The 14,798-nt window shown below is 60.2% G+C and carries 11 protein-coding genes; 6 read left to right on the forward strand and 5 right to left on the reverse strand.

What is annotated here, in order from left to right:
- Window position 1: 1 nt before the first annotated feature.
- From yjfF to ytfQ, 4 genes are all read right to left on the reverse strand, one after another.
- On the reverse strand, window positions 2-988 hold the full coding sequence (gene yjfF / locus HNQ72_RS19695) for a galactofuranose ABC transporter, permease protein YjfF (RefSeq protein ID WP_183994521.1): 987 nt from the start codon (window positions 986-988) through the stop codon (window positions 2-4).
- Window positions 985-2,016, reverse strand: coding sequence for an ABC transporter permease (locus HNQ72_RS19700; RefSeq protein WP_183994523.1), 1,032 nt, complete (start codon window positions 2,014-2,016; stop codon window positions 985-987). The genes yjfF and HNQ72_RS19700 overlap by 4 nt, the downstream gene beginning before the upstream one ends.
- On the reverse strand, window positions 2,016-3,542 hold the full coding sequence (locus HNQ72_RS19705) for a sugar ABC transporter ATP-binding protein (protein WP_183994525.1): 1,527 nt from the start codon (window positions 3,540-3,542) through the stop codon (window positions 2,016-2,018). Before HNQ72_RS19705 ends, HNQ72_RS19700 begins: the two co-directional genes overlap by 1 nt.
- Before the next feature lie 93 nt (window positions 3,543-3,635).
- Window positions 3,636-4,604 carry a galactofuranose ABC transporter, galactofuranose-binding protein YtfQ gene (gene ytfQ, locus HNQ72_RS19710; RefSeq protein WP_373289457.1) on the reverse strand — a complete coding sequence of 323 codons (969 nt, stop codon included), beginning with the start codon at window positions 4,602-4,604 and terminating at the stop codon, window positions 3,636-3,638.
- A gap of 316 nt (window positions 4,605-4,920) precedes the next feature.
- On the opposite strand from ytfQ, the gene araD1 reads away from it, so the two are divergent.
- The 6 genes from araD1 to mmsB all read left to right on the forward strand — a co-directional run bounded on the left by araD1 (window position 4,921) and on the right by mmsB (window position 12,657).
- Window positions 4,921-5,913, forward strand: a complete 993-nt coding sequence (araD1, locus tag HNQ72_RS19715) for an AraD1 family protein (RefSeq protein WP_183995033.1) — start codon at window positions 4,921-4,923, stop codon at window positions 5,911-5,913.
- An 11-nt stretch (window positions 5,914-5,924) separates the two neighbouring features.
- On the forward strand, window positions 5,925-6,851 hold the full coding sequence (locus HNQ72_RS19720) for a Gfo/Idh/MocA family protein (protein WP_183994527.1): 927 nt from the start codon (window positions 5,925-5,927) through the stop codon (window positions 6,849-6,851).
- Between the two features lie 2 nt (window positions 6,852-6,853).
- Complete coding sequence (locus tag HNQ72_RS19725) at window positions 6,854-8,683, forward strand: IlvD/Edd family dehydratase (RefSeq protein ID WP_183994529.1); 1,830 nt, start codon at window positions 6,854-6,856, stop codon at window positions 8,681-8,683.
- A gap of 103 nt (window positions 8,684-8,786) precedes the next feature.
- Window positions 8,787-9,848 (forward strand): multiple monosaccharide ABC transporter substrate-binding protein, encoded by a 1,062-nt coding sequence (gene chvE, locus HNQ72_RS19730; RefSeq protein ID WP_373289451.1) that lies wholly within the window; start codon window positions 8,787-8,789, stop codon window positions 9,846-9,848.
- A gap of 55 nt (window positions 9,849-9,903) precedes the next feature.
- Window positions 9,904-11,463, forward strand: coding sequence for a multiple monosaccharide ABC transporter ATP-binding protein (gene mmsA, locus HNQ72_RS19735; RefSeq protein WP_183994531.1), 1,560 nt, complete (start codon window positions 9,904-9,906; stop codon window positions 11,461-11,463).
- Window positions 11,464-11,466: 3 nt separating this feature from the next.
- On the forward strand, window positions 11,467-12,657 hold the full coding sequence (gene mmsB, locus HNQ72_RS19740; protein ID WP_183994533.1) for a multiple monosaccharide ABC transporter permease: 1,191 nt from the start codon (window positions 11,467-11,469) through the stop codon (window positions 12,655-12,657).
- A gap of 179 nt (window positions 12,658-12,836) precedes the next feature.
- Here the strand turns inward: mmsB and HNQ72_RS19745 are convergent, their stop codons facing one another.
- Window positions 12,837-14,798 carry a 3-hydroxyacyl-CoA dehydrogenase NAD-binding domain-containing protein gene (locus HNQ72_RS19745; RefSeq protein ID WP_183994535.1) on the reverse strand — a complete coding sequence of 654 codons (1,962 nt, stop codon included), beginning with the start codon at window positions 14,796-14,798 and terminating at the stop codon, window positions 12,837-12,839.

A 14,798-nucleotide genomic window follows, 5' to 3' on the forward strand; every position in this document is an offset into this window, starting at 1 on the left:
ATCAAACTTCCTTCAATTGTCGTTCCGCAAGTCGGCGGTCCGAATACCAGATGATGGTGCGCTGCAACACAATGAATACGAACAACAGGATGCCGATGACGATTTTCGTCCACCAGGAGGACAGTGTCCCATCGAAGACGATGTAGGTCTGGATCAGCCCCTGCAGCAGGATGCCAATGAACGTGCCGGCAACCAGGCCGACGCCGCCGGTCAGGAGCGTGCCGCCGATGACGACCGCAGCAATCGCATCGAGTTCGACGCCGACCGTCGCCAGCGAATAACCGGAGGACGTGTAAAGTGTATAGACGATGCCGGCGAGGCCGGACAGGAAGCCCGACAAGGCGTAGATGCGGATTGTCGTCGCACCCACCGGTACACCCATCAACTCGGCTGACTGAAGATTGCCGCCGATCGCATAGACATTGGCGCCGAAGCGGGTGCGCGAGGCGACGACGATGCCGACGGCAAACACGATCAGCATCACCATGGCGAGCAATGTCAGCCGGCCACCGCCGGGGAAACGAATATAGAAGCCGAGCATGGTGTCGATGAATTCATGTGTGATCGGCACGGATTGCGTGGACACGAGGTAAGCGGCGCCACGGGCGAGGAACATGCCGGCAAGCGTCACAACGAAGGGCGGGATCATCAGGTAACGGATCATCGCGCCCATCAGGCAGCCGAACAGGGTCGAGATGACCAATGCCGCGAGAAAAGCCGTCAATGGGTGAACGCCGAAGGAGCCGACCATGACGGCGACGAAGACGCTGGTGAAGGCGATGACCGAACCGACCGAGAGGTCGATGCCGCCCGACAGGATGACGAAGGTCATGCCGACCGCGGCGATGCCCAGAAAGGCATTATCGGTCAGAAGATTGCCGATCACCCTCGTCGACAGCATGTTTGGAAACTGCAGCACGCAGAGCCCGTAGGCGATGATGAAGATCGCAAGCGTTGTGACGAAGGGCAGGTTGCGGGCGTGGATCATCGGGTCGCCTCCTTCGTGCCGTGGTTGAGCTTGTCGCTGCGCCGGGAGGCCTTGATGAACCCGAAGAGGGTTATGATTGCCGGCGATTGCAGCGTCAGCACAACGATGATGATGCCGGCCTTGATGATCAGGTTGAATTCCGGCGGAAAGCCCGAAACGAGAATGCCGGTATTGATCGACTGGATGATCAGCGCGCCGATCAGCGAGGCGGTGATCGAGAAGCGTCCACCATTGAGCGAGGTTCCGCCGACGACGACCGCAAGGATGGCGTCGAGTTCCAACCACAGGCCTGCGTTGTTGGCGTCGGCGCCGCGAATATCTGCGGTGACGATCATGCCGGCGATGGCGGCGCAGAGGCCGGAGATCGCATAGGCCGAGAAGAGCAGGAAGCGAGCGCGCACACCGGCAAGGCTTGCCGCGCGACGATTGATACCCGTCGCCTCGATGAGGAAGCCGAGGGCGGTGCGGCGCATCAGCAGGCCGATGATAAGTGCCGTCCCGACCCAGAGATAGATCGGGATCGGGATACCGGCCAAGGCGCCTGAGCCGAGTGCCGCAAACGTGTCGTCGTTGAAGGTGAGGATGACGCCCTCAGTGATCAGCTGGGCGATGCCGCGACCGGCGACCATCAGGATCAGCGTGGCGATGATCGGCTGGATGTCGAGGACAGCGACGAGTATGCCGTTCCATAGACCGCAGACAATGCCGACGCCGAGAGAGACGGCGATCACGACCGGCAGCGGGTAACCGTCGGTGATCAAAGTGGCGGCGACAGCGCCGCAAATGGCGATCACGGCACCGATCGAAAGGTCGATGCCACGTGTGGCGATCACCAGCGTCATGCCGACCGTAAGGAGCGCAACGGGTGCGGCACGAACCAGAATATCGATCAGGCTGCCGTAAAGCCGGCCGTTCTGGACGGATATCGTCAGGAAGCCGGGGGCGATAAGGCTGATGATGCCGAGAATGATGGCGAGGGCAGCAAGCTGTGGTGCCAGGCGACGCAGGCGGCGGGTGAACCAGGTCATCACGCAGCCTCCGTTTCGCCGGTGCCGGCAATGGCGCGGATGATCCCGTCGGTGGTCAGCTGACGGCCCGAAAGCTCAGCCACATGGCGGCGGTCGGACAGTACGATGACGCGGTGGGCCACTGCCGTGAGTTCTTCCAGTTCGGAGGAGATGACGATGAGCGACATTCCTTCGGAACACAATCTCTCGATCATTTTCAGGATTTCCGCATGGGCGCCGATATCGATGCCGCGGGTCGGCTCGTCGAGGATGAGCAGCCGCGGTTCCGTCACCAGCCAGCGGGCAAGGATCGCCTTCTGCTGATTGCCACCCGAGAGGAACTTGATCGGTCGTTCGCGATCGGCGGGGCGGATATCGAGTGACTTGATGAAACTGTCGGCCAGTTCACGCTTGGCTGAAGAGGATATCGGCCGCATCCAGCCGCGCCGTGCCTGCAATGCCAGCACGATATTGTCGGCAACGGATAGATCGCCGACGATGCCATCCGTTTTCCGTTCCTCCGGACAGAAACCGAAACGGTTGACGATTGCTGCTTCCGGAGACGTGATGTTGACTTGCTCTCCATCAATCGTGGCGGTGCCGCTGTCGGCGCGGTCTATGCCGAAAAGCAGGAAGGCAGTTTCGCTGCGACCCGAGCCGAGCAGGCCTGCAATGCCCACGACTTCGCCCGGCCTGATATCGAGATCGAAGGGGGCGACGCTGCCCTTCTTGCCGTAGTTCTGAAACTGAATTGAGGGAGCGCCACGATCGTCGATCGTTTCCGGTTCGGCCTGATGATCGCGGGTGATGTGCTGCAGCTCGCGGCCAAGCATCATCGAGATCAGATCGAGGCGCGGCAATTCGGAAATCGCCCGGCTGCCGACCAGCCGACCATTGCGCAGCACGGTGACGCGATTGGCGATCTCGTAAACCTGATCAAGGAAATGGGTGATGATGACGATGCCGACGCCTTCTTCGCGCAGCTGGCGCAGAACGGTGAAAAGGCCCTTCACCTCGTTGGCGTCGAGGCTTGCCGTCGGTTCGTCGAGTACCAGAACCTTGCCGGAAAGGTCGACCGCGCGGGCAATCGCGATGATCTGGCGGATTGCGACTGAATAGGAAGAAAGAAGCGCGTCGACGTCGATATCAAGACCATAGCGTGCAAGCAAAGCCTTGGAACGGTCGCGCATCGTGTGGCGGTCAATCATGCCGAAGCGGCGCGGCTGACGGCCCAGAAACAGGTTTTCCGCCACGGTCAGGTTCTCCAGAAGATTGACCTCCTGATAGACGGTGCCGATGCCGAGCGCCTGTGCGGCGGCGACATCATCCGGAGAGACCTCGTTGCCTTCCAGATAGATCGTGCCACGATCGCGGCGATAGACACCGGTCAGGATCTTGATCAGTGTCGATTTGCCCGCGCCGTTTTCGCCGAGAAGCGCATGGATCTCGCCCTGCTCAAGGGTGAAATCGACGTCTTCAAGGGCGGATATGCCGAAAAAGGATTTGCCGATGCCTCGGGCTTCGAGAAGAGCGTGTGGTGCTGACATGTCTTCGTCCCGCATGCTGATGAGAAACCGGAGCGGGAAATCCCGCTCCGGTCGTTGATCCTGCCCGGCTTTCAAGCGCCGGACAGCGGGAGATCAGTAGCCGAGGCCCTTCTTAGCCTCGTAGACCTTCATCGGATCGTCCTTCTGGGTGTAGAGCTTGGACTCCGTCTGGATCCACTTCTTCGGTTCCTTCTTGTCCTTCAGATAGGCTTCCAGCGCATCGAAGGCAGGGCCGGCCATGTTCGGCGTCAGTTCGACCGTCGCATTGGCTTCACCCTTCGCCATGGCCTGGAAGATATCCGGCACGGCATCGATCGAGACGATCTTGATGTCGGTGCCCGGCTTCAGGCCGGCTTCCTTGATCGCCTGGATGGCGCCGACGGCCATGTCGTCATTGTGAGCGTAAACGGCACAGATATCCTTGCCGCCGCCTTCGGCCTTGATGAAGCTTTCCATGACTTCCTTGCCCTTGGTACGGGTGAAGTCGCCGGTCTGCGAGCGCACGATCTTGATGTTGGACGCAGCCTTGATGCCTTCCTCAAAGCCCTTCTTGCGGTTGATTGCCGGTGAAGAGCCGGTCGTGCCCTGAAGCTCGACTACCTTGCAGTCCTTGGAGCCGACGTCCTTGGCAAGCCATTCGCCGGCGACCTTGCCTTCGAAGACCTGGTCGGAGGTGACTGCGGTAAGATAGAGATCCTTCGGGGATTCGATTTCGCGGTCGAGAAGAATGACCGGGATTTTCTCTTCCTTGGCTTCCTTCAGAACCGCATCCCAGCCGGTGGCGACCACCGGAGCGATCAGGATGGCATCGACGCCCTGGGCGATGAAGCCGCGGATCGCCTTGATCTGGTTTTCCTGCTTTTGCTGGGCGTCAGCAAATTTCAGCGTAACGCCACGCTTTTCGGCTTCCTGCTTGGTCACAGTCGTTTCGGCTGCGCGCCAGCCGGATTCAGATCCGATCTGCGAGAAGCCGACTGTCAGTGATTTTGCGGAAACGCCGGATGCAAGAGTTGCAAAAATAGCGGCAGCAGTTGCCGCGACGAGAGCTTTTTTCATCTTAATCCTCCCAGAGATGATGAAGCAAACTGGCGAGGCAAGGATTGGCATATAATAATACTTTTTCAACCCCCAATTTCACGACTTGCTGAAAAATCGATCAACCTGTCGGAAATGCTGGTGAATTGCGTGTATTGGTTGGGCCTATAGCCTGAAAATTGATCAATGCCGATTTACCTTTACGGAAAAAGACGTTCTTGACATCGGCAGCTCAAATCCAATAGTCGTATTTTTGAAAGATGTCAGGTCCGCGACCTGATGGGAGGACGGCATGGCCTGTGGAGGCGCCATGTCAAATCAGATAAAATGGATGACGGGTTTGATGCTGAGAATTCTGCAGATTGCCGATGACGCTGGTGCAACCAAGGTTGTTGCATGGGAGGGGCAGGGCTCCGGCCATGTCGTCAATGGTGTGACTTCGACCTATGATCTGGCGATGCAGGCGATTGCTGCAGGCCGCAGTCTTGCGGCGCAGATCGAAGCGCTAGGCTTTGGTCCAGATATCGATGTCGAGCTTGCTGGGCGCGAAGGCCGTATCGGCCTGCCGATCTCGCATCCCGATCCCGCCCATTTCATCGTTGCCGGCACAGGTCTGACGCATCTCGGGTCTGCCGATGGTCGTGACAAGATGCACAAGGCAGCTCAGGCCGAAGACAAGCCTACCGATTCCATGCGCATGTTCCTGTCGGGCGTCGAAGGTGGCAAGCCCGCTCCGGGCCAGGTGGGTGCGCAGCCGGAATGGTTCTACAAGGGCAATGGCTCGCAGCTTAAGCCCACCGGTTCCGACCTCGTTTCGCCTTCCTTCGCGCTCGATGGCGGCGAAGAGCCGGAACTTGCCGGCATCTATCTTATCGGTCCGGACGGTACGCCGTTCCGCGTCGGCTTCTGTCTTGCCAACGAGTTTTCCGACCATGTGACAGAGAAGGGCAACTATCTCTGGCTTGCCCATTCCAAGCTGCGCCAGGCATCTCTCGGGCCGGAGCTTCTGGTTGGCGATCTGCCGGATCACGTCGAAGGGACTTCGCGCATACGCCGCGGCGACGAGGTGATCTTCGAAAAGCCCTTCCTGTCGGGCGAAGCCAACATGTCGCACTCGATCGCCAATCTCGAATACCATAACTTCAAATACGACATCTTCCGCGCGCCGGGCGACCTGCACGTTCATTTCTTCGGCACGGCTACCTTGTCCGTCTCGCACGGCATCAAGACCGAAGAAGGTGATGTGTTTGAAATCGATGCTGCGCCCTTCAAGCTGCCGCTCGTCAACCGTCTGACCGTCGCCGCGGCGATGTCGGTTGACGTGCGCAAGCTTTAAGGAAAATTGACATGAGCAAAATTCGTCTCGGCATCGTCGGGCTTGGAAAGATCGCCAGGGATCAGCATCTCGGTGCGATCGAAGCGACCGACGGTATCGAACTGACGGCTGTCGCCAGCCGTAACGCCAAGCTGGAAGGCGTCCACTGCTTCCATGACATTGATGAAATGCTGGCATCCGGCGTCGAGCTGGATGCGATCTCGCTCTGCACGCCGCCGCAAGGACGTTTCGCCCAGGCCAAGGCTGCGATCGAAGCCGGCAAGCATGTGATGCTTGAAAAGCCGCCGGGCGCTACGCTGTCTGAAGTGTTCGCGCTGGAAAAGCTGGCGAAGGCGAAGGGCTTGAGCCTGTTTGCTACGTGGCATTCCCGCGGTGCCGCAGGCGTCGAGCCGGCGCGGGCGCTGCTTGCCAAACGCAAGATCAAGAGCGCTTCGGTCGCCTGGAAGGAAGATGTTCGTCACTGGCATCCGGGTCAGGCCTGGATCTGGGAACCGGGTGGTCTTGGCGTGTTCGATCCGGGCATCAACGCGCTGTCGATCGTCACGCGTATCATGCCGGAGACGTTTCATCTCACCCATTCGGACCTGACGATTCCGTCCAATCGCGCCGCACCGATCGCCGCCAACCTGACGTTCGAAACCGCGTCCGGCCTGCCGATCGCAGCGGAATTCGACTGGCGCCAGACCGGTCCGCAGACCTGGGATATCCGCGTCGAGACGGAAGAAGGCTCGGTCGTGCTGACCCATGGCGGCAGCCGCCTGATCGTCGATGGCGAAGCGCAGATCGTCGAGGAAGATCGCGAATACCGCAATCTCTACCGCGATTTCGTCGCGCTTGTCTCAAAGGGCGAAAGCGATACCGATTTTTCGCCGCTGGTGCATGTGGCCGATGCCTTCATGCTGGGCCGGCGCATCGAAACTGAAGCATTCGAGGACTGACAATGGCAGATCACGGCAAAACCCCGTCCACCGAGATTGCAACGACCGGAGCGCGCAAACTTCGTTCGCGCGCCTGGTTCGACAATCCCGACAATGTCGACATGACGGCGCTCTATCTGGAGCGCTACATGAACTTCGGCCTGAGCCAGGCCGAACTTCAGTCGGACCGCCCGATCATCGGCATTGCGCAGACCGGTTCCGACCTGTCGCCCTGCAACCGTCACCATCTCGAACTTGCCAACCGTCTGCGCGAAGGCATTCGTGAAGCTGGCGGTATCGCGATCGAGTTCCCTGTGCATCCGATCCAGGAAACCGGCAAGCGTCCGACCGCGGGCCTCGACCGTAACCTTGCCTATCTCGGCCTCGTCGAAGTTCTCTACGGTTATCCGCTCGACGGCGTCGTGCTGACGATCGGTTGCGACAAGACCACGCCGGCCTGTCTCATGGCGGCGGCCACCGTGAACATTCCGTCGATCGCCCTTTCCGTCGGCCCGATGCTGAACGGCTGGTTCCGCGGCGAGCGCACCGGTTCGGGCACGATCGTCTGGAAGGCACGCGAACTGCTGGCCAAGGGCGAGATCGACTATGCCGGTTTCGTCAAGCTGGTTGCCTCGTCGGCTCCGTCGACCGGCTATTGCAACACGATGGGCACGGCCACCACGATGAACTCGCTTGCCGAAGCGCTCGGCATGCAGCTTCCGGGTTCGGCCGCCATTCCGGCGCCTTACCGTGACCGTCAGGAAGTCTCCTACCTCACCGGCCTGCGCATCGTCGAAATGGTCAAGGAAGACCTGAAGCCGTCCGATATCCTGACCAAGGATGCGTTCATCAACGCCATCCGCGTCAACTCGGCGATCGGCGGTTCGACCAATGCCCCGATCCATCTCAACGCGCTTGCCCGCCATATCGGCGTGGAACTGACCGTCGACGACTGGCAGACCTATGGCGAAGAAGTTCCGCTTCTCGTCAACCTGCAGCCGGCCGGCGAATATCTCGGCGAAGACTATTACCACGCCGGTGGCGTTCCGGCCGTCGTCAACCAGTTGATGGGCCAGGGCCTGATCAAGGAAGACGCGATGACCGTCAACGGCAAGACGATGGGCGAAAACTGTCGCGGGGCGATCATCGAGGACGAGAACGTCATCAAGCGCTACGAGGCTCCGCTCAAGGAGCGTGCCGGCTTCCGCGTGCTGCGCGGCAACCTGTTCTCGTCCGCGATCATGAAGACCAGCGTCATCTCGCCGGAATTCCGCGAGCGTTACCTGTCGAACCCGAAGGACCCGATGGCGTTCGAGGGCAAGGCCGTGGTGTTCGACGGTCCGGAAGATTACCATCACCGCATCGACGACCCGTCGCTCGGCATTGACGAGCATACGGTACTCTTCATGCGCGGCGCCGGCCCGATCGGTTATCCGGGTGCCGCCGAAGTCGTCAACATGCGTGCGCCGGACTATCTTTTGAAGCGCGGCATCAGCTCGCTCGCCTGCATCGGCGACGGTCGCCAGTCCGGTACGTCCGGCAGCCCGTCGATCCTCAACGCTTCTCCGGAAGCGGCAGCGGGTGGTGGTCTGGCACTTCTGAAGACCGGCGACCGGGTGCGTATCGACCTTGGCCGCGGTGAAGCGAATATTCTGATTTCCGACGACGAGCTGAATGCCCGCCGTCGCGAGCTGGAAGCCAATGGCGGCTATCAGTATCCCAAGCACCAGACGCCCTGGCAGGAAATCCAGCGCGGCATCGTCGGGCAGATGGAAACCGGCGCGGTTCTTGAGCCGGCTGTCAAATACCAGCGCATTGCGCAGACCGAAGGTCTGCCGCGCGACAATCACTGACCTTTAAAGGCAGGCGTCCTTTTTCAGGTCGTGAGGGCGGCGAGGAGCCAGCCCAAACAAACTCGGTGGCCCGTTGGGGGCCACCGTTACGGAGGAGTGTACAATGAAAATACTTAAATTGCTTGCTTCGGCGGCGATGATGGCTTCGATCGCCTTCGCTGCACCCGCATTCTCGCAGGACAAGGGTCTCGTCGGCGTTGCCATGCCGACTAAGTCCTCGGCCCGCTGGATCGCAGATGGCGACAACATGATCAAGGTTCTTCAGGAGCGCGGCTACACCACCGATCTCCAGTATGCCGAAGACGACATTCCGAACCAGCTTTCCCAGATCGAAAACATGATCACCAAGGGCGCCAAGGTGCTCGTGGTCGCTTCGATCGACGGCACGACACTGTCTGACGTGCTTGCACAGGCACATAATGCCGGCATCAAGGTCATCGCTTATGACCGCCTGATCCGTGACACCCCGAATGTCGATTATTACGCAACCTTCGACAACTTCCAGGTCGGCGTTCTGCAGGCAACCTCGCTGGTCAAGGCTCTCAAGGCCGATACCGAAAAGGGCCCGTTCAACATCGAACTGTTCGGCGGTTCGCCGGACGACAACAACGCCTACTTCTTCTATGACGGCGCCATGAGCGTTCTGCAGCCGCTGATCGACAAGGGCACGCTCGTCGTCGGTTCCGGCCAGACCGGCATGGACAAGGTCGCCACCCTTCGCTGGGACCCGGCAACCGCCCAGGCCCGCATGGACGCGATCCTTTCCTCGACCTATTCCGACAAGAAGCTGAACGCAGTCCTGTCGCCTTATGACGGTCTGTCGATCGGTATCCTCTCGTCGGTCAAGGGCGTCGGTTACGGTTCCGGCGATATGCCGATGCCGTTCGTTTCCGGTCAGGATGCGGAAGTCCCGTCGGTCAAGTCGATCATTGCCGGCGAGCAGTATTCGACCATCTTCAAAGACACCCGCGATCTCGCAAAGGTTACCGTCGACATGGTCGATGCCGTGATGAACGGCAAGGAGCCTCAGGTCAACGACACCAAGACCTACAACAACGGTAACAAGGTCGTTCCGTCCTACCTCCTGAAGCCGGTTGCCATCGACAAGACCAATGTCGATGTCCTGGTCAAGAGCGGTTACTACACCGAAGCACAGATCAAGTAATCCATTCAGGCCGCGCGGCGACCTGCCGCGCGGCCCTTTCATATTGGGAGTCGTCATGCTTGATCCCGTATTATCAGCGGCGGAAAAGCCGCCCATTCTCGAAATGCGGGGCATTTCGAAGAGCTTTGGCGCCGTGAAGGCGCTTTCCGATGTCAGCTTTACCGTCCGGGAAGGCGAGATTCATGCTCTCGTCGGCGAAAACGGTGCCGGTAAATCGACGCTGATGAAGGTTCTGTCAGGTGTCTACCCGCATGGGTCCTATGAGGGATCTATCCTCTTCGGCGGCGAAGAACGCCAGTTCCGCGACATCAACGATTCCGAAAAGCTCGGCATCATCATCATTCACCAGGAGCTTGCGCTCATTCCGCTGATGTCGATCGCGGAAAACATCTTTCTGGCCAATGCGCCGTCCAGGTTCGGCGTGATCGATCGAGATACGCGTTATCTCCGCACCAAGGAACTGCTCGCCAAGGTGGGCCTGACCGAGGCGCCAGAAACGCTGATCACCAATCTGGGCGTCGGCAAGCAGCAGCTCGTCGAAATCGCCAAGGCGTTGTCGAAGGATGTGCGCCTGTTGATTCTCGACGAGCCGACCGCGTCGCTCAACGAAACCGACAGTGCGGCCCTTCTGGAATTGCTGAAGGAATTCCGCCGCAACGGCATTACCTCGATTATGATCAGCCACAAGCTGAACGAGATTACCGAAGTCGCCGACCGCATCACGGTCCTGCGCGACGGCCGCACCGTCGGCACGCTCGATTGCCATGAAGGCGCGGTTGACGAGGACGAGATCGTGCGCCGGATGGTCGATCGCGATCTCGAAAGCCGCTACCCGGCCCGCACGCCGAAGATCGGCGATGTGATTTTCGAAGTCGAGAACTGGTCCGTCTACCATCCTCAGCATTCGCACCGGCAGATGGTCAAGAATGTCTCGATGCAGGTTAGGGCCGGCGAAGTCGTCGGCATTTCCGGTCTTATGGGCGCCGGCCGTACCGAATTCGCCATGAGCGTGTTCGGCCGCACCTATGGCCGCGACATTACCGGAACCGTGAAGATCCACGGCAAGGAAGCCGATACGTCGAACGTCCACCGGGCGATCAAGGCGGGCCTCGCTTACGTCACTGAAGACCGCAAGCAGCTCGGGCTGATCCTTGCCGAAGACATCCGCAAGAATGTCTCGCTTGCACATCTCGGCGGCGTCTCGTCCAGTGGTGTCATCGATGACATCAGGGAAATGAAGGTGGCGCAGGAATTCCGCACGCGCATGCGGATCCGCAGCCACAATGTCTATCAGGAAACCGGCAAGCTTTCGGGCGGCAACCAGCAGAAGGTTGTGCTGTCGAAATGGCTGTTTACCGGCCCCGACATCCTGATCCTCGACGAGCCTACGCGCGGCATCGATGTCGGCGCGAAGTACGAAATCTATTCGATCATCAACGAACTTGCGGATGCCGGTAAGGCCGTCGTCGTGATCTCGTCGGAAATGCCGGAACTGATCGGCACCTGCGACAGGATCATGGTGATGCACGAGGGAGAATTCGTCGGCGAAGTGGCCGGCGAAGAGGCCACGCAGGAAAATATCATGCGCGCCATCATGCGCCGCAAAGGGAGATAACCCATGAGCACCCCACAGGAAGCAGCAGTGGCTCCGAAAGCGGGCACCGGTTTCTGGAAGGACAATCTGCGCGATTACGGCATGCTGATCTCGCTCGTCGTCATCGTCATCTTCTTCCAGTTCGCCACCGGCGGCATTCTCTTGAAGCCGCTCAACGTCACCAATATCGTGCTGCAGAACGCCTATATCGTCATCATGGCGCTTGGCATGCTGATGATCATCGTTACCGGCCATATCGACCTTTCGGTCGGTTCGGTTGCCGGCTTCATCGGCGGGTTGGCAGGGCTTCTCATGGTCAGGTGGGGCATCAACCTGCCGCTCGCCATCCTGACCTGCCTCGTCGTCGGCGGCATTATCGGCGGTATCCAGGGCTATTTCGTCGCCTATTTCAAGATCCCGTCCTTCATCGTGACGCTGGCGGGCATGTTGGTTTTCCGCGGCTTCATGATCGCCATTCTCGGCAGCCAGGCGATCGGTCCCTTCCCGCCGATCTTCCAGAAACTCTCTTCCGGCTATCTGGTCGAGCTGATCTCGTCGGATGGCGGCATCTATGTCACCTCCTTCATCATCGGCCTGATCGTCGCCGCCTTGATGGTCTGGCAGAATTTCCGCAGCCGTGCGCGTCGTGTCCTGCATGACGTCGAAAGCGAACCGATGGCTTTCTTCGTCGCCAAGAACGTTCTCGTCTTTGCAGCGATCGCCTTCGTCGCCTACCTGATCTCTTCGCATCGCGGCTTGCCGAACGTGATGATCATCATGGCCGTGCTGATCGTCGCCTATGGCTTCTTCACCAACCGCACGATCCTTGGCCGGCAGATCTATGCCGTCGGCGGCAACGCGCGCGCGGCTGAACTGTCGGGCATCAAGACGACGCGTCTGGTGTTCTGGACCTTCGTCAACATGGGCGTGCTGGCCGCTCTTGCAGGTCTCGTCGTGGCAGCCCGCCTCAACAGCGCCACGCCGAAGGCCGGTACCGGCTTCGAGCTCGACGTCATCGCGGCCTGCTTCATCGGCGGCGCATCCGCCTATGGCGGCGTCGGCAAGGTGACGGGGGCCGTGATCGGCGCGTTCCTGATGGGCGTGATGAACAACGGCATGTCGATCCTCGGCATCGGCATCGATTACCAGCAGGTGATCAAGGGGCTGGTTCTGCTCGGCGCAGTATGCGTCGACGTATATAACCAGCGGCGTTAAGCCGGCCGGTCATGGAAACAAAAAGGGGCGCGGAAGCGCCCCTTTCGCAATTAAGGTTTGGTCGTTTTCAGGTTGATCGCCGTCATGCTCGGGCTTGTCCCGAGCATCTGCTGTGTCGAATTGCTGGAAACGTGATCAGATCCTCGGGACAAGCCCGAGGATGACGGCAGAGAGGGGTGTTAGCTCTTCGCAAACATCGGTCCGCCCTTGTAGGCTGGAAAACCGTAGCCGTTGATCATCACCAGATCGATGTCGCTTGCCCTGGCTGCGATGCCTTCAGCCAGTAGCGCCTCGCCTTCCGCCGCCATGGCATTGAGCAGCCTTTTCTGGATCTCATCCTGCGAGAAGCTGCGAGCCGCGATACTCCTCTTTGCCCGTTCTGCTTCGATGATCGCCGTTACTTCGGGATCGATCGTCCGTTTGCCATCCGGATAAGCATACCAGCCGCGGCCGGATTTCTGGCCAAGGCGTCCCGCTTCGCACAGCCTGTCGGCGATCTCGACATAACGTTCGGATGGATCACGTATTGCTGCCTGCCGTTTGCGGCGCGCCCAGGCGATTTCCAGCCCCGCCATGTCATAGACGGCGAACAGGCCCATCGGGAAACCGTAATCCTCCAGCGCCGCATCGATTTCATGCGGCAACGCGCCGTCTTCCAAGAGGTATTCGGCCTCGCGACGATAGGCGGAGAATATGCGGTTACCGATAAAACCTTCGGTGACGCCGGTCACGACCGGCAGTTTTCTCAGCCGTTTTGCAACAGCGAGGCCGGTTGCCAGAACATCCAGTGCGGTCTCCTTGCAGCGCACGACTTCCAGCAGCCGCATCACATGGGCCGGCGAGAAGAAATGCAGGCCGAGCACGCGTTCAGGATGCGCCGTTGCGGCGGCGATCTCGTCAGGGTTAAGGTAGCTTGTATTGGTGGCAAGAATGGTTTCCGGGCGGACCACCTTGTCGAGCCGCCGGAATAGGTCGATCTTGACGGTGAGATCGTCGAACACGGCTTCGATTACGAGGTCACAGGGTGCGAGGTCGGCATCCGTGACGGTGACCGAGAGCCGGGTCGCTTGCGCTTCGAAACCAGCCTGATCCAGTCTGCCTGATGCAAGGTTACGCTCCAGCAGGCCGATGATCCGCTGGCGGCCTTTCTGTGCGGCTTCCAGCGACTGGTCGAGGCCGATTACCGTGTAGCCGGCACCGAGTGCCGCAACGGCAATACCGCTTCCCATCAGGCCAAGCCCGCAGATGCCGATCGTCACGACCGGCCGTGCATCGATGCCTTCCAAACCTGCAACCTTGGAAGCTTCCCGCTCGGCAAAGAAGATATGCCGCAGCGCTGCAGCCTCGCGGCTGTCGCGCAGGGTGAGGAAAGTAGCGCGCTCATCCGCCAGCCCCGCCGCAAGCGGGCGATGCGAGGATGCGACCAGTCGCACTGCCTCAGCCGGAGCCTTCTGTCCACGCGCTTTTGCAAGGATCTTGCCCGATGCCTTGTCGATCTCGGTGGGATCGGCGGGAGCAGCGGTCAACTCACCTGTCTTGCGTGGAGATGCCCCCGTCAGCCTTCGTGCGGCCTCGATTGCCGCGTCGACAAGATCGGTCTCGGCCAGTTCATCAAGGATGCACAGCGATAGGGCCTCTTTGGCCTTGGCGATCCGTCCCGACGCGATAAGCTCGATCGCTGCCGGAACGCCGATAAGCCGCGGCAGGCGCTGGGTGCCGCCGGCGCCGGGCACGATGCCGAGCTTGACCTCGGGCAGGCCGACCTGCGCAGACGGCGAGGCGATGCGGTAGTGACAGGCAAGCGCCAGTTCGAGCCCGCCGCCGAGCGCTGCGCCATTCAGCGCCGCGACAACTGGCTTTGACGATGCCTCGATCTTCTCGATCACGACCGGCAGGATCGGCTCGATAGCCGGCTTACCGAATTCCCTGATATCAGCGCCGCCGATGAAGGTTTTGCCTGCACCGGTGATGACGACGCCCCTGATGCCGGGGGCCGCGTCTGCGTGGGCAAGCGCCTTTTCGAGGCCCGAGCGGACATCTGCCGAGGTTGCGTTGACGGGCGCATTGTCGATGGTGACGACCAGAATGCCGTCGCGGATCGTTGCGGAAACCGTGGCGGAGAAGGTCGTCACTTCGTTCAT

Origin of the sequence: Aliirhizobium wenxiniae (assembly GCF_014201355.1) — a bacterium.
Classification (GTDB): Bacteria; Pseudomonadota; Alphaproteobacteria; order Rhizobiales; family Rhizobiaceae; genus Neorhizobium; species Neorhizobium wenxiniae.